Origin of the sequence: Paracoccus jeotgali, assembly GCF_002865605.1 — a bacterium.
In the GTDB taxonomy this organism is placed as follows: domain Bacteria; phylum Pseudomonadota; class Alphaproteobacteria; order Rhodobacterales; family Rhodobacteraceae; genus Paracoccus; species Paracoccus jeotgali.
On record NZ_CP025583.1, the window covers coordinates 1,845,052 to 1,861,634 of the forward strand.

At 66.6% G+C, this 16,583-nt stretch carries 18 protein-coding genes; 9 read left to right on the forward strand and 9 right to left on the reverse strand.

Translation table 11 applies throughout. The features are described 5' to 3' along the window. Nucleotides 1-130: 130 nt before the first annotated feature. Nucleotides 131-802 (reverse strand): orotate phosphoribosyltransferase, encoded by a 672-nt coding sequence (locus CYR75_RS08990; protein WP_101499734.1) that lies wholly within the window; start codon nucleotides 800-802, stop codon nucleotides 131-133. After that, complete coding sequence (pyrC, locus tag CYR75_RS08995) at nucleotides 799-1,848, reverse strand: dihydroorotase (protein ID WP_101499735.1); 1,050 nt, start codon at nucleotides 1,846-1,848, stop codon at nucleotides 799-801. Before pyrC ends, CYR75_RS08990 begins: the two co-directional genes overlap by 4 nt. Nucleotides 1,849-2,011: 163 nt before the next feature. Here pyrC and CYR75_RS09000 point away from each other — a divergent pair, with 163 nt between their 5' ends. Further along, nucleotides 2,012-2,314, forward strand: a complete 303-nt coding sequence (locus CYR75_RS09000; protein WP_225972664.1) for an antibiotic ABC transporter — start codon at nucleotides 2,012-2,014, stop codon at nucleotides 2,312-2,314. 48 nt (nucleotides 2,315-2,362) lie between these two features. On the opposite strand, the gene gap is transcribed toward CYR75_RS09000, so the two are convergent. Both gap and CYR75_RS16225 read right to left on the reverse strand, forming a co-directional pair. Beyond that, the gene (gene gap / locus CYR75_RS09005; protein ID WP_101499737.1) at nucleotides 2,363-3,364 is read right to left on the reverse strand and encodes a type I glyceraldehyde-3-phosphate dehydrogenase; all 1,002 of its coding nucleotides are present in this window, start codon (nucleotides 3,362-3,364) and stop codon (nucleotides 2,363-2,365) included. A gap of 73 nt (nucleotides 3,365-3,437) precedes the next feature. Then, nucleotides 3,438-3,581, reverse strand: coding sequence for a hypothetical protein (locus tag CYR75_RS16225; RefSeq protein ID WP_192876647.1), 144 nt, complete (start codon nucleotides 3,579-3,581; stop codon nucleotides 3,438-3,440). 278 nt (nucleotides 3,582-3,859) lie between these two features. On the opposite strand from CYR75_RS16225, the gene CYR75_RS09010 reads away from it, so the two are divergent. Beyond that, the gene (locus CYR75_RS09010; RefSeq protein ID WP_101499738.1) at nucleotides 3,860-5,113 is read left to right on the forward strand and encodes a DUF5930 domain-containing protein; all 1,254 of its coding nucleotides are present in this window, start codon (nucleotides 3,860-3,862) and stop codon (nucleotides 5,111-5,113) included. Next, entirely contained in the window at nucleotides 5,103-5,606 is a 504-nt protein-coding gene (locus tag CYR75_RS09015) for a bactofilin family protein (RefSeq protein ID WP_101499739.1), read from the forward strand. Before CYR75_RS09010 ends, CYR75_RS09015 begins: the two co-directional genes overlap by 11 nt. Nucleotides 5,607-5,686: 80 nt before the next feature. Here CYR75_RS09015 and CYR75_RS09020 read toward each other — a convergent pair whose 3' ends face one another. The 4 genes from CYR75_RS09020 to CYR75_RS09035 form a co-directional block, all read right to left on the reverse strand. Then, a complete protein-coding gene (locus CYR75_RS09020) occupies nucleotides 5,687-6,487 on the reverse strand; it encodes a DUF2189 domain-containing protein (protein ID WP_101499740.1) in 801 nt (266 codons plus the stop codon). Between the two features lie 60 nt (nucleotides 6,488-6,547). Beyond that, nucleotides 6,548-7,048, reverse strand: a complete 501-nt coding sequence (coaD, locus tag CYR75_RS09025; protein ID WP_101499741.1) for a pantetheine-phosphate adenylyltransferase — start codon at nucleotides 7,046-7,048, stop codon at nucleotides 6,548-6,550. A 77-nt stretch (nucleotides 7,049-7,125) separates the two neighbouring features. Then, on the reverse strand, nucleotides 7,126-7,566 hold the full coding sequence (locus CYR75_RS09030) for a CBS domain-containing protein (protein ID WP_101499742.1): 441 nt from the start codon (nucleotides 7,564-7,566) through the stop codon (nucleotides 7,126-7,128). A gap of 50 nt (nucleotides 7,567-7,616) precedes the next feature. Further along, nucleotides 7,617-8,534 carry a LysR family transcriptional regulator gene (locus tag CYR75_RS09035; RefSeq protein ID WP_101499743.1) on the reverse strand — a complete coding sequence of 306 codons (918 nt, stop codon included), beginning with the start codon at nucleotides 8,532-8,534 and terminating at the stop codon, nucleotides 7,617-7,619. 107 nt (nucleotides 8,535-8,641) lie between these two features. Here CYR75_RS09035 and CYR75_RS09040 point away from each other — a divergent pair, with 107 nt between their 5' ends. The 6 genes from CYR75_RS09040 to CYR75_RS09065 all read left to right on the forward strand — a co-directional run bounded on the left by CYR75_RS09040 (nucleotide 8,642) and on the right by CYR75_RS09065 (nucleotide 14,867). Then, nucleotides 8,642-10,141 carry a CoA-acylating methylmalonate-semialdehyde dehydrogenase gene (locus CYR75_RS09040; protein WP_101499744.1) on the forward strand — a complete coding sequence of 500 codons (1,500 nt, stop codon included), beginning with the start codon at nucleotides 8,642-8,644 and terminating at the stop codon, nucleotides 10,139-10,141. A 68-nt stretch (nucleotides 10,142-10,209) separates the two neighbouring features. Continuing rightward, complete coding sequence (locus tag CYR75_RS09045; RefSeq protein WP_101499745.1) at nucleotides 10,210-11,352, forward strand: carboxylate-amine ligase; 1,143 nt, start codon at nucleotides 10,210-10,212, stop codon at nucleotides 11,350-11,352. 77 nt (nucleotides 11,353-11,429) lie between these two features. Further along, nucleotides 11,430-12,578: an acyl-CoA dehydrogenase family protein gene (locus CYR75_RS09050; protein ID WP_101499746.1), complete on the forward strand. Its 1,149-nt coding sequence runs from the start codon at nucleotides 11,430-11,432 to the stop codon at nucleotides 12,576-12,578. After that, the gene (locus tag CYR75_RS09055) at nucleotides 12,575-13,591 is read left to right on the forward strand and encodes an enoyl-CoA hydratase/isomerase family protein (protein WP_101499747.1); all 1,017 of its coding nucleotides are present in this window, start codon (nucleotides 12,575-12,577) and stop codon (nucleotides 13,589-13,591) included. The genes CYR75_RS09050 and CYR75_RS09055 overlap by 4 nt, the downstream gene beginning before the upstream one ends. Further along, nucleotides 13,588-14,472: a 3-hydroxyisobutyrate dehydrogenase gene (gene mmsB, locus CYR75_RS09060; RefSeq protein ID WP_101499748.1), complete on the forward strand. Its 885-nt coding sequence runs from the start codon at nucleotides 13,588-13,590 to the stop codon at nucleotides 14,470-14,472. Before CYR75_RS09055 ends, mmsB begins: the two co-directional genes overlap by 4 nt. A gap of 101 nt (nucleotides 14,473-14,573) precedes the next feature. Further along, on the forward strand, nucleotides 14,574-14,867 hold the full coding sequence (locus CYR75_RS09065; RefSeq protein WP_158644623.1) for a hypothetical protein: 294 nt from the start codon (nucleotides 14,574-14,576) through the stop codon (nucleotides 14,865-14,867). A 65-nt stretch (nucleotides 14,868-14,932) separates the two neighbouring features. Here the strand turns inward: CYR75_RS09065 and recN are convergent, their stop codons facing one another. Further along, nucleotides 14,933-16,579, reverse strand: a complete 1,647-nt coding sequence (recN, locus tag CYR75_RS09070; protein WP_101499750.1) for a DNA repair protein RecN — start codon at nucleotides 16,577-16,579, stop codon at nucleotides 14,933-14,935. Nucleotides 16,580-16,583: the final 4 nt, after the last annotated feature.

Sequence of the window (16,583 nt, forward strand, 5' to 3'; positions counted from 1 at the left end):
CTGTCTATGGCTTGAGCAGGCTTATGCCACAGTTGCCGGCAATACCAAACCGGCCTCTGGAAGATTCAGGTGGGTAAAGCTGTGGACAAGTCGGGGACGGGTTCGGGACAACCTGCCGCCCCGTCACGGTTCACGGATTGCGCTGCTGCCAGGCGCGGGGATCGTGCAGAAACGCCTCGACCTCGGAGAGCGTCGCCTCGTCAAAGGCGGCCTGGGTGCGGGCCTCGTCCAGCACGTCCCACCAGCTGCACAGATGATGCAGGCGCACGCCGTGATCGGCCAGCCGCTGCGTCGTCTCGGGGAAGATGCCATAGTAAAAGATCACCGCCGTATGCCCGCAAGAGGCGCCGCTGTCGCGGATCGCGTCCACGAAGCTCAGCTTCGAGCCGCCATCGGTGGTCAGATCCTCGACCAGCAGCACCCGATCGCTTTCGTCCATCCGCCCCTCGATCCGGGCGCCGCGACCATAGCCCTTGGGCTTCTTGCGCACATAGCTCATCGGCAGGCCCAGCCGTTCGGCGACAAGCGCGCCAAAGGGAATCCCCGCCGTCTCGCCGCCCGCGACATTGGTGAACTGCTCGAACCCCGCGTCGCGCAGCACCGTCGCGGTCATGAAATCCATAAGCGTACTGCGCACCCGAGGATAGGAAATGATGCGCCGGCAATCGACATAGGTCGGCCCCTTCAGCCCCGAGGCATAGGTGAAGGGCTGGCGCGCGTTGAAATCCACCGCGCCGATTTCCAGCAGGGCGCGGGCGGTCAGCCGGGCGATGTCAGAGGGCGGGGTGAAGGACAGGCTCATGCGGGCTCCGTGTGCCAGAACAGGGGGAAACCGGGGTCGAAGACGGTGACGGTCTCGTCGCCCGCTGCGATCTCTTGCGGGAAGGTGACGGGGGTCTGATGGCGCGACAGGCGGATGCGATCCTCGTTCGGCGGCAGGCGGTAAAAGGCGGGGCCGTTCAGCGAGGTGAAGGCTTCGAGCTGGTCAAGCGCGCCGTCCTGCTCAAAGACCTGCGCGAGGATCGAGACGGTGTTGGGCGCGGTAAAGCAGCCGGCGCAGCCGCAGGGTTGCAGCTTGGCACGGTCGGGGTGCGGCGCGGAATCGGTGCCCAGAAAGAACGGGCCCTGCCCCGAGGTCGCGGCCGTGCGCAGCGCCAGCCGGTGCCGCTCGCGCTTGGCGACGGGCAGGCAATAGTAATGCGGCCTGATCCCGCCGGCGAGGATGGCGTTGCGGTTGATGACCAGATGATGCGTGGTGATGGTGCCGCCCATCGCGCCGCCAGCGGCATGGTCGCGGACATAATCGACGCCCTCGGCGGTGGTGATATGCTCCATCACCACGCGCAGCCCCAGCGTCGCGCGGCGGATCGGGTCGAGCACGCGGTCGATGAACACCGCCTCGCGGTCGAAGATGTCGACCTCTGGGTCGGTCACCTCGCCATGGACGCAAAGGGGGACGCCGGCCTCGGCCATGGCCTCGAAAACCGGGCGGACGCGGTCGAAATCGGTCACGCCGCTGGCGGAGTTGGTCGTCGCGCCGGCCGGATACAGCTTGACCGCCGCGATGATGCCGTCACGATGCGCGGCCACGACATCCGCCGGATCGGTGGTTTCCGTCAGATACAGCGTCATCAGCGGCTGAAGCGCGGCACCCTCGGGCAGCGCGGCCAGAATCCGCTCGCGATAGGCGCGGGCCTGTTCGCTGGTCACCACCGGCGGCACCAGGTTGGGCATGATGATCGCGCGGCCGAATGCGGCGGAATGGGGGGCCACGGTCTGCAGCATCTCGCCGTCGCGCAGATGCAGGTGCCAGTCGTCGGGGCGGCGAAGCGTCAGGGTCTTGTACATGACAGCGGCAATATACCGAGGCAGCCGGCGAGGGAAGCCGCCAATACCACCGACCCCTTGTCCGGGCGGTGTTTCGTTACCAACTTGAATTCGTCATGCTGCAAGTGCAGCATGGGCGAACCCAGCGACAGGATAGAATTTCATGGGATTTCTCCCGAAAGGAATGGCCGACGCCACAAGGCTTTGGTCGCAAGTGGTTCAGATTTCGTTTGAATCCCAGATGGTCATCGCGATGCGCGCGGCCGGAATGGTGGGTCTGCTGCCCCAACATCGCAACGAATCATCGCGGATGGTGCGCGAAAAGGTCGAAGCCGCGCAGGAAGCCGGCGATGCGGTCATGAAGGCCGTGACCAATGGCGCGCCGGCCGATCAGGTCATGTCGGCGGCACTGACCCCGTACGGGCGCCGCACCCGCGCCAATGCGCGGCGGCTGACCAAGACCTCGAATCTGCGCAAGCGCAAATGAAAACGGCCCCGCGAGGGGCCGTTTCAGTCTGGGAACCGGGGGCGCGGATCAGATCAGCTTGCCCATGGCGACGGCGGTGTCGCTCATCCGGTTCGAGAAGCCCCACTCATTGTCATACCAGGTCAGAATGCGGCACAGCCGGCCAGCCATGACCTTGGTCTGGTCGAGTGCAAAGATCGACGAGTGCGGGTCGTGGTTGAAGTCGATCGAGACGTTGGGCTGGTCGGTATAGGCCAGCACGTTCTTGAGCCGGCCATCGGCGGCGGCGCGGATCGCCTGATTGATCTCGTCCACGGTGGTGTCGCGGGTCGCGGTGAAGACCAGATCGACCACCGAGACGTTCGGCGTCGGCACGCGGATCGACACGCCGTCCAGCTTGCCGTTCAGCTCGGGCAGGACCAGCCCCACGGCCTTGGCCGCCCCGGTCGAGGTCGGGATCATCGACAGCGCCGCGGCGCGGGCGCGATACAGGTCCTTGTGCATCGTGTCCAGCGTCGGCTGGTCGCCGGTATAGGCGTGGACGGTGGTCATGAAGCCGTTGACGATGCCCACCGCGTCGTTCAGCACCTGCGCCACCGGCGACAGGCAGTTGGTGGTGCAACTCGCATTCGAGACGATCTTGTGCTCGGCCGTCAGCACGTCATCGTTGACGCCGTAAACGATGGTCGCATCCGCGCCGTTCGACGGCGCCGAGACGAGCACGCGCTTGGACCCGTTGTCGAGGTGTTGGCGGGCCTTGTCGGCATCGGTGAAGATGCCGGTGCATTCCATCGCCACATCGACATCGCCCCAGGGCAGATCGGCCGGGTTGCGGATCGCGGTGACCTTGATCGGGCCGCGGCCGACATCGATGCTGTCGCCATCGACCTTGACCTCGCCCGGGAAGCGGCCATGCACGCTGTCAAAGCGGATCAGATGGGCGTTCGTCTCGACCGGACCCAGATCGTTGATCGCGACGACCTCGATATCGGTGCGCCCCGACTCGATGATCGCGCGCAGCACGTTGCGCCCGATCCGGCCAAACCCGTTGATTGCCACCTTCACAGCCATGATGAACCTCCGCAGACTGATTTCGCACCGCTTATAGGCGTTTCGCTGGGCATTGAAACCCCGCCGCACGCCTCTATCGCCAGAAGCTGAGATATTCCACGAAACCGACGAATTGCCGCCCGACGAAGGTCGGCAACTGGCCCTGGAAAAACACGCGATCCGCCGCGAAAAGCAACAGGATCAGCACAAACAGCGTCACGGCGTTACGGGTCGTCAATGGCCGCTCCTCGGGCGCGCGGGATGGGCCGATTCATAGCCACAGCCGCCGGCCGCGACAAGTGACCGCATCCGGGTTCCCCGCCATCGCCTGTCACACACGCATTAGGCGAAAATCTGCCGACGCTGGCGGGTTTCTGCCAGTTCCGGGCCGCGCCGCGGCAAGAGGCTTGCAACGGACCACTGTGTCCTGTTTACGACAGTTACAGTTTTTCGCCCTTGGCCCGGTGTCTGATCGGGAACCACAAGACAGGTGCGTAATCAATCACTTGACTGGGGATGGCTGCCTTGCTCCACCGTCTGAACTCTGCCCTTGGGCGCATACTTCCAGAGCGCCGCCTGCATCTGAAGACCGACTCCGCGACCCGTATCCTGCATCTCAAGCCGATGACCCAGCTGGGTCTGATGGGCGGGACCGCGATCCTGATGGGATGGACGATCCTGTCGGGCGCGCTGCTGGTTCAGGACCGGATCGGCGCCAGCGGGACCGGGCATGCCGTGCAGGCGCAGTCGACCTATGAGAGCCGGCTGGCCGCCCTCGCCGATGAGCGGGACGCCCGGGCCGAGGAAGCCCGCGAGGCGCAGATGCGCTTTGCCGTCGCCCTCGATCAGGTGGCGCGCTATCAGTCCGACCTGCTGAATGTGCAGAAACAGAACCACGAACTGGAAGCCGGGCTGGATGCGATCCAGCAAAAGCTGGGCAGCGCAGTGTCGGCCCACGCCAACGAGGCCCCGGCGGGAGAGGTCGATCTGGCCCTGAACGCGCTGAACGAACAGCTTCGCGCCACCGCCGAGGCCCGCGACGAGGCCACCGCCACCGCCCGTCTGGCGCAGGCAGAGGCCGCACTGGCCCGCGCCGAGCAGGAACAGGTGATGGCCCGCAATCAAGAGCTTTTCGCCCAGATCGAGGATGCCGCCACCGCCGCCGCCCTGCCCTATCGCGACATGTTCGCGCAGCTGGGCCTGAACACCGATGCGCTGCTGTCGGCGGTCGATGCGGATTACGCCGGCGTCGGCGGGCCGCTGACCCCGGCCACCGTCTCGACCAGCGGCAATGCCGCGATCACCCAGTCCGAAGCGCGGGCGAAGGAAATCATCGTCAGCCTCGACCAGGTGAACCGCTATCGGATCGCCGCCGACAAGCTGCCGCTCGACATGCCGGTGAAATCGGCGTTCCGTTATACTTCGGGCTTCGGTCAACGCTGGGGCCGCGCCCATCAGGGCGTCGATCTGGCCGCGCCGGTGGGCACCCCCATCGTCGCGCCGGGTGAAGGCGTCGTCACCTTCGCCGGCTGGCAGCGCGGCTATGGCAACCTGATCAAGATCGAGCACGCCCTGGGGACCGAGACCCGCTATGGCCATCTCAGCAAGATCCGGGTCAAGGTCGGCCAGAAGGTATCGCGCGGGGCGCTGATCGGTGATATGGGCAACACCGGACGGTCGACCGGCCCGCATCTTCACTATGAGGTTCGGGTGAACGGCGCGGCCGTAAACCCTATGAAGTTCATCAAGGCGGCACAGAATGTTTTCTAAGTCTCGTGTGACCGAAACCCCAAACCAGCCCAAGACCCTGCCCCCCGAATCAGAGCCGATGCGCAGCGACCCGCAGGCAGAACCGTTGGCCGCGTCCACGGCGCCGCGTCCGCGCACCGCGCCGTCGGTCCTGTCCTCGGACCTGACCATCAAGGGCGATCTTCAGACGGCGGGTGATGTTCAGATCGAAGGCACCATCGAAGGCGACATCCGCGCCCGTCAGCTGACCATCGGCGAAACCGCCACCGTGCGCGGCGAAGTGCTGGCCGACGAGGTGATCGTCAATGGCCGCGTCATCGGCCGCTTGCGCGGGCTGAAGGTGCGTCTGTCCTCGACCGCGCGGGTCGAGGGCGACATCATCCACAAGACCATCGCCATCGAGTCCGGCGCCCATTTCGAAGGCTCGGTGCAGCGTCAGGACGATCCGCTGGCGCAGGGCAGCACGAAAAAGCTGGCTCCGCCGACCACCGATTTCAGCAAGACCGGCGAATAACGCCGGCAGAACCGAGTTATCGGGACAGTGAGCGGGGGCCTTTCGGGGCCCCCGTTTTCTTTGCGTCAGGCTGCCAGCCCTCAGTCCTCTGGCATCAGTTGCCGATACATGTGCCAGCTGGCATGGCCCAGCACCGGCAGGGCGATGAACAGGCCCAGAAACACCGGCAGGATGCCCGCGAACAGCACCACCGCGATGATCGCCGCCCAGACCGCCATCACCGCCGGGTTCAGCAGCACCGCCCGGACCGAGGCGATGATCGCGCTGATGAAGTCGATCTCTCGTTCCATCAGCAGGGGCAGGCCGACGACGGTAAAGCTGAACAGCACCGCGGCGAAGCCCGCGCCGATCAGCGTGCCGATGGCGAGCATGGTGATGCCACGCCCCTGCAACAGCACCTCGGGCGAGGAGGTGATGTTGGTCAGCGACGACACGCCCATGAACAGCGCGAAGGTCGTATGGGCGACGAAGACCCAGAACATGAACATCAGCAGGATGACCATCGCCATCGAGGGCAGTTGCCGGTCCTTTTGCGCGAACACCGTGCCCAGCACCTCGCGCCAGATCAGCGGCAGGCCGGTCTCGATCCGGCGGCTGACCTCGTACAGGCCCACGGCGGCGAAAGGCGCGATCAGCGGAAAGCCCACGATGAAGGGCATCAGCCACCATTCCTGCCCCGAGGCGGCGGCGACGGCGGTCAGCACCAGCCCGCCCGCGACATAAAAGGCCGAGAAGAACAGCCCATAGCCCGGCGCGCGCATGAAGTCGCGCCAGCCGGCCCGCAGGCTATCGGCAATCGCGCCCATGGCGATCACCTCGGGTTCGGGGATCTCGTCCGGGCTGCGGTCGGGCAGGCCAAGATCGGGTCGGGTATTCACCATGCTCACCTCTGCTATGCGCAGAAAGGCTAGGCCGGCAGCGCCCTTGCGATCAACTGAATTTCAGTCCTGGGCGGGAAAACGGTTCCGCAGCGCATCGTTTACCGCAGGCGTCACGAATTTCGACACATCACCGCCCAGCCGCGCGATTTCCTTGACCAGCTTGGACGCAATCGCCTGCCGGCGCGCATCGGCCATCAGGAACACGGTCTCGATGGTCGAATCCAGCGCGCGGTTCATGCCGACCATCTGGAATTCATATTCGTAATCGGCCACCGCCCGCAGCCCGCGCACAATGATGCCCGCGCCGACATCGCGGGCGCAGTCGATCAGCAGGTTGTCGAAGGGATGGACGACGATCTCGCCGCCGGTCTGCCGGGTCAGGGCGCGGGTCTCGCTTTCGACCATCGCCACCCGTTCCTCGAGCGAAAACAGCGGCCCCTTGTCGCGGTTGATCGCGACGCCGATGACCAGCCGGTCGACCAGCGCCATCGCCCGCTGGATGATGTCCACATGGCCGAGCGTGATCGGATCGAAGGTGCCGGGATACAGGCCGATGCGCATGGCGGTTCCTTTCGCTGTCACCGCAACCCACCCCAAGCGCGGCGCGGAATCAAGCCCCGATTGCCGCGCGGGCGCGTTCAGCTGCCCATTATCATCCCGGTCAGCGCCTCTTTTTCCGCGCTGAGTTCCTTGAGCCGGGCCGACACCGCGTCCCCGATCGACACCAGCCCCAGCATGTGGCCCTCGGCATCGACGACCGGCAGGTGACGGAAACGCCCCTCGGTCATGCGTTCCAGCACCGTCATGGCGTCGTCGCCGGTGACGCAGGTGGCGACCTTGCGGGTCATCAACGCGCTGATCGGCTGCGCCAGCGCATCCGTCCCCTGCTTGCCCAGTTCGCGCACAATGTCTCGTTCCGACAGGATGCCTTCGGGCGTGCGGCCGTCGCTGCTGACCACCAGGGCGCCGATGCGTTTCTCGGCCAGCAACCTCGCGGCATCGGCAACCCGCTGTTCGGGTTTGATCGTGACGACCGAATTGCCGGCGTCCTTCATGGAAAGAATCTGCCTGACCAGCATGGTGCCCTCCGAGGTTGTGTGGGACCAGTCTGCCGCATGGCGGGGGAAGGTCAAGCCTTGGCAATGGTCGGGGCGGCAGTTTCCAGCCGCGCGACCTCGGCCCGCAGCCGGTGGGCCAGATCGTCCGCCAGCCGGTTCAGGCGTTCGGACCGGCGATCATCGGCGTGGCGGATCAACCAGAAGCTGCGGGTCAGGCTGAACTCATCGGTCAGCACCCGGCCCACATCGGGGGTGAAGGGCAGCGCGAAGTCATGCACGATCCCAATCCCCGCCCGCCCCCGGATCGCCTGCATCTGGACCGAGACCGAGTTCGAGGTCAGCCGCGCCCCACCTGCCCCGCTGCCCTTCAGCAGCGGCGCGAGATAGTCGAGTTCCGGGTCAAAGATCATGTCGGGAATATAGCCGATCAGTTGGTGCCGGCGCAGATCGGCCAGCGACTCCAGCGGCGGCGCGTCTGCCAGATAGTCGCCATGGGCGGCAAGGTGCAGGTGATAGTCGCACAGCCTTTGCACCACCAGCCGCCCGCTTTGCGGCGGGCTGACGGCGACGGCGAAATCGGCCTCGCGCTTCGACAGGTTGAAGACGCGCGGCAGGGCGACGATCTGGATCTCCAGCCCGGCATGGGCGTCGCACATCGCCGCCGCGACCTGCGGCAGCAGATAGTTTGCACAGCCGTCCGGCGCGCCGATCCGCAGCTGCCCCGACAGATCGCCGGGATGGCCAAGCGCGTCGGCGGCGCCGGACAGCGCGCGCTCGGCCGCTTCGGCATGGGGGATCAGACGTGTGCCCTCGGGCGTGGGCGCATAGCCCTGCGGCGATTTGACGAACAGCACCCGGCCAAGCGCCGTTTCCAGCCGCGCGATCCGCCGCCCCACGGTCGAGGCGTCCAGCCCCAGCCGCTTGCCCGCCCGCGACAGGCTGTCATCGCGCGCCACCGCCAGAAACACCCGCAGATCGTCCCAGTCCATCCCGGCCCCTTTGCGATTACGCAAAACGCTTTTGCTGCATTCTCGCTTCCCTGCCGCATTTTCGCAAGATAGGTTGTCCGGGAAACAAGCATATTGGGAGTCACGCCATGAAAGAGATCGGCCACTGGATCGACGGCAAGAATGTCGCGGGCACATCGGGACGCTTTGCCGATGTGTATAACCCGGCCACGGGCGAAGTGCAGGCGCGCGTCGCGCTGGCATCCGAGGCAGAGATCACCGCCGCCATCGACAGCGCCGCCGAGGCGCAGGTCGCTTGGGGTGCCACCAACCCGCAGCGCCGGGCGCGGGTGATGATGGAAATGGTCCGCCTGCTGAACCGCGACATGGACAAGCTGGCCGAGGTTCTGTCCGCCGAACACGGCAAGACCTTCCCCGACGCCAAGGGCGATGTGCAGCGCGGGCTGGAAGTGATCGAGTTCTGCGTCGGCGCCCCGCATCTGCTGAAGGGCGAATTCACCGACGGCGCCGGCCCCGGCATCGACATGTACAGCATGCGCCAGCCCTTGGGCGTCGTCGCCGCGATCACGCCGTTCAACTTTCCGGCCATGATCCCGCTGTGGAAGATGGGCCCTGCCCTTGCCGCCGGCAACGCGATGATCCTCAAGCCGTCGGAACGCGACCCCAGCGTGCCGCTGATGCTGGCCGCGCTGTGGCAAGAGGCCGGGCTGCCCGACGGCGTGCTGCAGGTCATCAATGGCGACAAGGCCGCCGTCGATGCGCTGCTGCAAAGCGAGACGATCCAGGCCGTGGGCTTTGTCGGCTCGACCCCGATCGCGCAGTATATCTATGAAGAGGCCGCCCGGACCGGCAAGCGCGCCCAGTGCTTCGGCGGGGCCAAGAACCACATGATCATCATGCCCGACGCCGATCTGGATCAGGCGGCGGACGCGCTTGTCGGGGCCGGTTACGGCGCGGCGGGCGAACGCTGCATGGCGATCTCGGTCGCGGTGCCGGTGGGCGAGGAAACCGCCGACAAGCTGATCGAAAAGCTGGTGCCGCGCATCGAAAAGCTGAAGGTCGGCCCCTATACCGCCGGCGACGATGTCGATTACGGCCCGGTCATCACCAAGGCCGCCAAGGAAAACATCCTGCGTCTGGTCCAGACCGGCATCGATCAGGGTGCGGAACTGGTGGTCGATGGCCGCGATTTCAGCCTGCAGGGATACGAGGACGGCTTCTTCGTCGGCCCGCATCTGTTCGACCGGGTGACGCCGGACATGGACATCTACAAGACCGAGATCTTCGGCCCGGTCCTGTCCACCGTCCGCGTCGACACCTATGAAGAGGCGCTGAAGCTGGCGATGGACCATGAATACGGCAACGGCACCGCGCTTTACACCCGCGACGGCGACACGGCCCGCAACTTTGCCAGCCGCGTCAATGTCGGCATGATCGGCATCAACCTCCCGATCCCGGTTCCGCTGGCCTATCACACCTTTGGCGGCTGGAAGAAATCGGGCTTCGGCGATTTGAACCAGCACGGGCCGGATGCGTTCCGCTTTTACACGCGGACCAAGACCGTGACCGCCCGCTGGCCCTCGGGCATCCGCGAGGGTGGTGAGTTCAACTTCAAGGCCATGGACTAGGCCCAACGCGCCTGCCGCCCCCGCGGCAGGCGCAACCCGGTCCGGGCCGCACGCGCAAGGAGCAGGACGTGACCGAAGCCCCCGCCTTCAGCCTTGGGATCGAGGAAGAATATCTTCTGGTGGACCCCGACACCGGCAATCTGCGCCCCGCCCCGCAAGGGCTGCTGGACGACTGCCGCAGCGTGCTGGGCGACCGGGTGACGCCGGAATATCTGCAAAGCCAGATCGAGGTCGGCACCAGCGTCTGCACCAACATCGCCCAGGCCCGGACCGAGCTGACCGAGCTGCGTCAGGTGGTCGCGGACAAGGCGCGCGCGCTTGGGGTGACCCCGATCTCGGCCTCGTGCCACCCCTTTGCCGACTGGCGCAGCCAGCACCACACCAGCAAGGAACGCTACGACCAGCAGCGCGAGGACATGGCCGCAGTCGCCCGCCGCATGGTGGTCTGCGGGATGCATGTCCATATCGGGATCGAGGACCGCGAGCAGCGCATCGACCTGATGAACCAGTTCACCTATTTCCTGCCGCATCTGCTGGCGCTCTCGGCCTCGAGCCCGTTCTGGCGCGGCGAGGACACCGGCCTTGCCAGCTATCGGCTGACAGTCTTCGGCAACATGCCCCGCACCGGCTTTCCGCCCCGCTTCGACAGTTTCGACGATTTCGAACGGAACGTGGCGCGGCTGCAGCAGCTCGACCTTCTGGAAGACGCCAGCAAGATCTGGTGGGATCTGCGCCCCTCGGCTCATTTCCCCACCATCGAGACGCGGATCTGCGACGCCAGCCCCCGGCTGGAACAGACCCTGACGCTGGCGGCGTTGTGCCAGTCCACGCTGCGGATGCTGTGGCGGCTGGGACGGCAGAACCAGCAATGGCGGCTGTATGACAACTTCCTGCTGGGCGAGAACCGCTGGCGCGCGATCCGGCATGGCGTGACCGGCGGGCTGATCGACTTTGCCCAAGGCACCATCCGCCCGATGCCGGAACTGCTGGACGAGTGGATCGAGCTGATCGCCGAGGATGCCGACGCGCTTGGCTGTCTGGCCGAGATCACCGCCGCGCGGTCGATGCTGGATCAGGGCAACGCCGCCGAGGCGCAGCGCGCCACCGATGCCCGCGCCCGCGCCAAGGGGCAGGACAATCATCAGGCGCTGCGGACGGTGGTGGCCGAACTCGCCGCCGCCTTCGATCCCGACCCGGCAGAGGCGGGCTGAAACACTCTGGAAAGATTTGTCGATTACACCATCACGCGACCACCGGAAAAACGGCAGCAACAGCGACGAGGAACGACATGGATTTCGCCCTCAGCGAGGAACAACTGGCGATCTTTGACATGGCCCGCGATTTCGGCGCCACGCATATCGCCCCCCATGCCGACGCGTGGGAGCAAGAGGGGACGATCCCCCGCGCGCTGTGGCCCAAGGTGGCCGAACTGGGTCTGGGCGGCATCTTCGTGGACGAGGATTACGGCGGCTCGGGCCTGTCGAGGCTGGACGGGACGCTGGTCTTCGAGGCGCTGGCCATGTCCTGCCCCTCGGTCGCGAGCTTTCTGTCGATCCACAACATGTGCGGCGGCATGATCCAGAAATTCGGTTCTGACGCGACGAAGGAACGCTTCCTGCCCGGCCTGTGCCGGATGGATCAGGTCTGGTCCTATTGCCTGACCGAACCGGGATCGGGCTCGGACGCCGCCGCGCTGCGCACCCGCGCCGTCCGCCGCGACGATGATTACGTGCTGAACGGCACCAAGGCCTTCATCTCGGGCGGCGGCTATTCGGATTGCTACCTGACCATGGTCCGCACCGGGCAGGACGGCCCCAAGGGCATCTCGGCGCTGGTGGTGCAGGACGCCACGCCGGGCCTCAGCTTTGGCGCGAACGAGCGCAAGATGGGCTGGCGCGCGCAGCCGACGGCGCAGGTCCAGTTCGACGATTGCGCCGTGCCGGCCGAGAACCTGATCGGCGACGAGGGGCGCGGCTTTGCCTATGCCATGGCGGGTCTGGATGGCGGGCGGCTGAACATCGCGGCCGCAGCCTTGGGCGGCGCGCAGGCGGCGCTGGACAAGACGCTTGGCTACATGTCCGAACGCCGCGCCTTCGGGCAGACGCTCGATCAGTTCCAGGCGCTGCAGTTCAAGCTGGCCGAGCTGGAAACCGCGCTGCAATCCTCGCGCATCCTGCTGCGGCAGGCGGCGTGGAAGCTGGATCAGCGCGCGCCCGACGCGACCAAGTTCTGCGCCATGGCCAAGCTGCACGTCACCGACCGCGCCTTCGAGGTCGCGAACGCTTGCCTGCAACTGCATGGCGGGTATGGATATCTGGCCGATTACGGGATCGAGAAGATCGTGCGCGACCTGCGCGTGCATCAGATCCTGGAAGGGACGAATGAAATCATGCGGCTGATCATCAGCCGCGCACTGCTGACGGAGCATGCACGATGACCGAGTTGCTGATCCGCAAGGACCGCCGGGCCGGGCGGATGACCTTCAACCGCCCGCAGGCGCTGAACGCGCTCTCGCACGAGATGGCCCGCACCATCCACCGCACCCTTGACGAATGGCGCGACGATGACGGCGTCGAGCTGGTCATCATCGACGCCGAGGGCGACCGGGCGTTCTGCGCGGGCGGCGACATCGCTGCCGTCTATGCCTCGGGCAAGGCCGGCGATCACGCGCTTGGCAAGCGGTTCTTCTTTGACGAATACCGCATGAACGCCGCCATTGCGGATTATCCGAAACCCATCGTCGCCTTCATGCAGGGCTTCGTCATGGGCGGCGGCGTGGGCGTCGGCGGGCATGCCAGCCACCGCATCGTCGGCGACACCACCCGCGTGGCCATGCCCGAATCGGGCATCGGCCTGATCCCCGATGTGGGCGGAAGCTGGCTGCTCTCGCGCGCGCCGGGCCGCATCGGCGAATATCTGATGATGACCGCCGACCGCATGGGTCCGGGCGACGCGATCCATGCCGGCTTTGCCGATACCTATCTGCCCGAGGCCAAGTGGCCGGCCCTGATCGACAAGCTGGCCGAAAGCGGCGAGGTCTCGGCCATCTCGGGCCGGACACCCCCCGCCGCGCCCCTGGCCGATGCCGATCTGTCGGCCTTCGGGGCGGCGACCGTGGCGGGGATTGAAAAGCGGCTGGCCGAGCAGGGGCAGGACGACATCCTCAAGACCATGCGCCGGAACTCGCCGCTGTCCATGGCCGCCGGGCTGCGGCTGGTGCGCGAGGCGCGCGCCGACCGGCAGATTCAGGACAGTCTGGCGCGGGAATACCGCTTCACCAATCGCGCCACCGAGCATAGCGATTTCATCGAGGGCGTGCGCGCCCAGATCATCGACAAGGATCGCCGCCCCAATTGGACCGCGGACGCCTCGCCCCAGGCGGTGGACGCGATGCTGGCCCCGCTGGGGGACGAGGAACTGCATTTCGACAGGGAAGAGGCTTTGCAATGAAGATCGGGTTCATCGGGTTGGGAAATATGGGGCTGCCGATGGCGCTGAATCTGGCCCGGGCAGGCCACGAGGTCAGCGGCTTTGACGTGGTGAACCGGCCCGAGCCGCCGCTGCGCGCGGCAGGCTCCGCCGCGGACGCCGTCGCGGATGCCGAGGTGGTCATCACCATGCTGCCCAACGGCCAGATCCTGCAGGACGTCGCGGCCGAGATCATCGACCACATGGCCCCCGGCGCGGTGCTGTGCGACTGCTCGACCGTCGATGTGGAAAGCGCGCGACTGGTCGCGGAAAAGGCGCTTGCGGCCGGGCTTGGCGCGCTGGACGCGCCGGTGTCGGGCGGCGTGACCGGGGCCGACAAGGGCACGCTGACCTTCATGGTCGGCGGCAGCGACGATGCCTTTGCCAAGGTTCAGCCGCTGTTCCAGATCATGGGCCAGAAGGCGGTCCATTGCGGCGATTCCGGCACCGGACAGGCGGCGAAGATCTGCAACAACATGATCCTCGGCGTGACCATGATCGCCACCTGCGAGGCTTTTGCGCTTGCCGACCGGCTGGGGCTGGATCGGCAGAGCCTGTTCGACGTCGTCTCGACCTCGTCCGGGTCAAGCTGGTCGGTCAACGCCTATTGTCCGGCGCCCGGCGTCGGCCCGCAATCGCCCGCGGATAACGGCTACAAGCCGGGCTTTGCGTCGGAATTGATGCTGAAGGATCTGCGCCTGTCCCAGATGGCGGCCGAGGCGGCCGAGGCCGACACGCCGATGGGCCAGCTTGCCGCGCAGCTTTACGCGCAGTTCGTGGAGGGCGAGGACGGCCGGGGCCGCGATTTCTCGGCCATGTTGCCGCGGTTCGAGCAGCGCAAGCGGGGATCGGCGAACGGTTAATTCGATCGTAAACAATTTGTGCAAAAATATTTGAAAAGTTCTGGAACCTGTCGGCAGGTTCCGCGTTTTCGGGTGACGCAGTGCAACAAGTTGACTTGATCGTGCCACGCAAGATTCTTCCGGCTTTCGTCGCAATCGCGGCGCTCTCGGCTGCTTTGGTCGGGGCTGGAAGCCTGCGCGGTGATGAAACGGCAGTGATCGAACCGGCGGTGCAGGTCGGCGACACGGTGCCCCCGGCGCGGCTGCACATCGTCACCTATCCCGGACTTTATGGACTGGGGCCGGACCTGCCCGGCAGCAAATATGCGGTGGTCGACGGCTACCTGCTGCGCGTCGATCCCGAAAGCCGCAAGGTGCAGTCGGTTATCCGCCGCGTCGATGCGATCCGCGATTAGCTGCGGGATCGCCGTCCAGTTCTCCGCATAAGAACCAAGCTGTTGGCTTAGCGGCCTCGTCCGCCTCACCCCGACGCGATCAGCGACCGCGCCGCCTCTCGCGCCACATCGGTGATCTGCTCTCCCGACAGCATCCGCGCGATCTCGTCCACCCGCGCCTGATCGTCCAGCGCCTGCACCTCGCTGGTGGTCATCCCGTCCCGGACATGCTTCGCGACCCGGAAATGTGTGGCACCCAGCGCCGCGACTTGCGGCGAATGCGTCACCACCAGCACCTGCGCATCATGGGCCAGACGCGCCAGCCGGCGCCCCACCGCATCGGCGGTGGCACCGCCCACCCCGCGGTCGATCTCGTCAAAGATCATCGTCAGCGCATCGTTCCCGCGGGCGAGGCTGACCTTCAGCGCCAGCAGAAAGCGCGACAACTCACCACCCGAGGCGATCTTGTCCAGCGCCCCCGCCGGGGCGCCGGGGTTCGTCGCCACGGTGAACGCCACGCTGTCGCGGCCCTCCGGCCCATCCTCGGCCGGGGAGACGCGGGTCTCGAAGACCGCGCGCTCCATCTTCAGCGGCGCCAATTCATGCGCCATCGCCGCATCCAATTGCTGCGCGGCCTCTTGCCGGGACGCCGTCAACGCCTGCGCCAGCGCGTCATAGTCCCGCGCCAGCCGCTTTGCCTGCTCTTGCAGATCATCCAGCCGCGCATCGGAATCGCCCAAGGCCGCCGCGCGTTCGCGCAGCTCATCCGCGAGGCCGGCCAGATCGTCCGGCAGCACGTCATGCTTACGGGCCAGCGCGCGCAGGGCGAACAGCCGCTCTTCGGTGCGGTCAAGCTCGGCGGGGTCGAATTCCATCGCTTCGACGGCGGCCTCGACCCCGGAATAGGCCTCTCCCAGCTCGATCAGCGCGCGCGACAGGGCCTGCAGCGGGGCGTTCAGCCGGTCCTCGGCCTGTTCGGCCGCGCCTTCCAGCCAGCGCGAGGCGTCGAGCATCGCGCCTTCCGCCCCGTCTGGACCAAGCGCGGCCAGCGCGCGCGCCACATCGCCGCGAATCCGCTCGGCCCCCTGCATGGCACGACGGGCGGCGTCGAGTGCGGCGTCTTCCTCGGGCTGCGGGTCGAGCTGATCAAGCTCCTGCAGGGCATGGGCCAGAAACTCGGCCTCGGTCCGGCGGGCGTCGCTTTCCCGGCGCAGCGTCTCGATCTCGGCCTCGACCTGTCGCCAGTCGCGCCACGCCTTGCGGATCGGGCCGAGGTCGAGCCCGGCAAAGGCATCCAGCAGCAGCCGGTGCCCGCGCGGGTTCAGCAGGCCGCGATCGTCATGCTGGCCATGCAGCTCGACCAGCCGTTCCGACAGGGCGCGCAGCACCTCGCCACTGGCGCGGCGGTCGTTGATCCAGGCGGATTTGCGGCCATCGGCGGTGTTGACGCGGCGCAGGATCAATTCGGCGCCGGCCTCGATCCCGGCCTCGGTCAGCACCTCGCGGGCGGGATGACCGGCCGGCAGGTCGAACACCGCCGTCACCTCGCCCTGATCGGCGCCGCTGCGGACCAGTTCCGCCCGGCCGCGCCAGCCCAGCACAAAGCCGAGGCAGTCGAGCAGGATCGACTTGCCGGCCCCGGTCTCGCCGGTCAGCACGTTCAGGCCGGGGCCGAAGGCCAGTTCCAGCCGGTCGATCAGCAGGATATCGCGGATATGCAGCTCTCGCAGCATGGTC

Coding starts and splice junctions, on each gene's coding strand:
- mmsB (WP_101499748.1), top strand. CDS start 13,588: ATGAAGATCGGGTTCATCGGGTTGGGAAATATGGGGCTGCCGATGGCG.
- coaD (WP_101499741.1), bottom strand. CDS start 7,048: ATGCGCATCGGCCTGTATCCCGGCACCTTCGATCCGATCACGCTCGGC.
- CYR75_RS09015 (WP_101499739.1), top strand. CDS start 5,103: ATGTTTTCTAAGTCTCGTGTGACCGAAACCCCAAACCAGCCCAAGACC.
- CYR75_RS09020 (WP_101499740.1), bottom strand. CDS start 6,487: ATGGTGAATACCCGACCCGATCTTGGCCTGCCCGACCGCAGCCCGGAC.
- pyrC (WP_101499735.1), bottom strand. CDS start 1,848: ATGTACAAGACCCTGACGCTTCGCCGCCCCGACGACTGGCACCTGCAT.
- CYR75_RS09000 (WP_225972664.1), top strand. CDS start 2,012: ATGGCCGACGCCACAAGGCTTTGGTCGCAAGTGGTTCAGATTTCGTTT.
- CYR75_RS09030 (WP_101499742.1), bottom strand. CDS start 7,566: ATGCTGGTCAGGCAGATTCTTTCCATGAAGGACGCCGGCAATTCGGTC.
- CYR75_RS09050 (WP_101499746.1), top strand. CDS start 11,430: ATGGATTTCGCCCTCAGCGAGGAACAACTGGCGATCTTTGACATGGCC.
- CYR75_RS08990 (WP_101499734.1), bottom strand. CDS start 802: ATGAGCCTGTCCTTCACCCCGCCCTCTGACATCGCCCGGCTGACCGCC.
- gap (WP_101499737.1), bottom strand. CDS start 3,364: ATGGCTGTGAAGGTGGCAATCAACGGGTTTGGCCGGATCGGGCGCAAC.
- CYR75_RS09010 (WP_101499738.1), top strand. CDS start 3,860: ATGGCTGCCTTGCTCCACCGTCTGAACTCTGCCCTTGGGCGCATACTT.
- CYR75_RS09040 (WP_101499744.1), top strand. CDS start 8,642: ATGAAAGAGATCGGCCACTGGATCGACGGCAAGAATGTCGCGGGCACA.
- CYR75_RS09035 (WP_101499743.1), bottom strand. CDS start 8,534: ATGGACTGGGACGATCTGCGGGTGTTTCTGGCGGTGGCGCGCGATGAC.
- CYR75_RS09055 (WP_101499747.1), top strand. CDS start 12,575: ATGACCGAGTTGCTGATCCGCAAGGACCGCCGGGCCGGGCGGATGACC.
- recN (WP_101499750.1), bottom strand. CDS start 16,579: ATGCTGCGAGAGCTGCATATCCGCGATATCCTGCTGATCGACCGGCTG.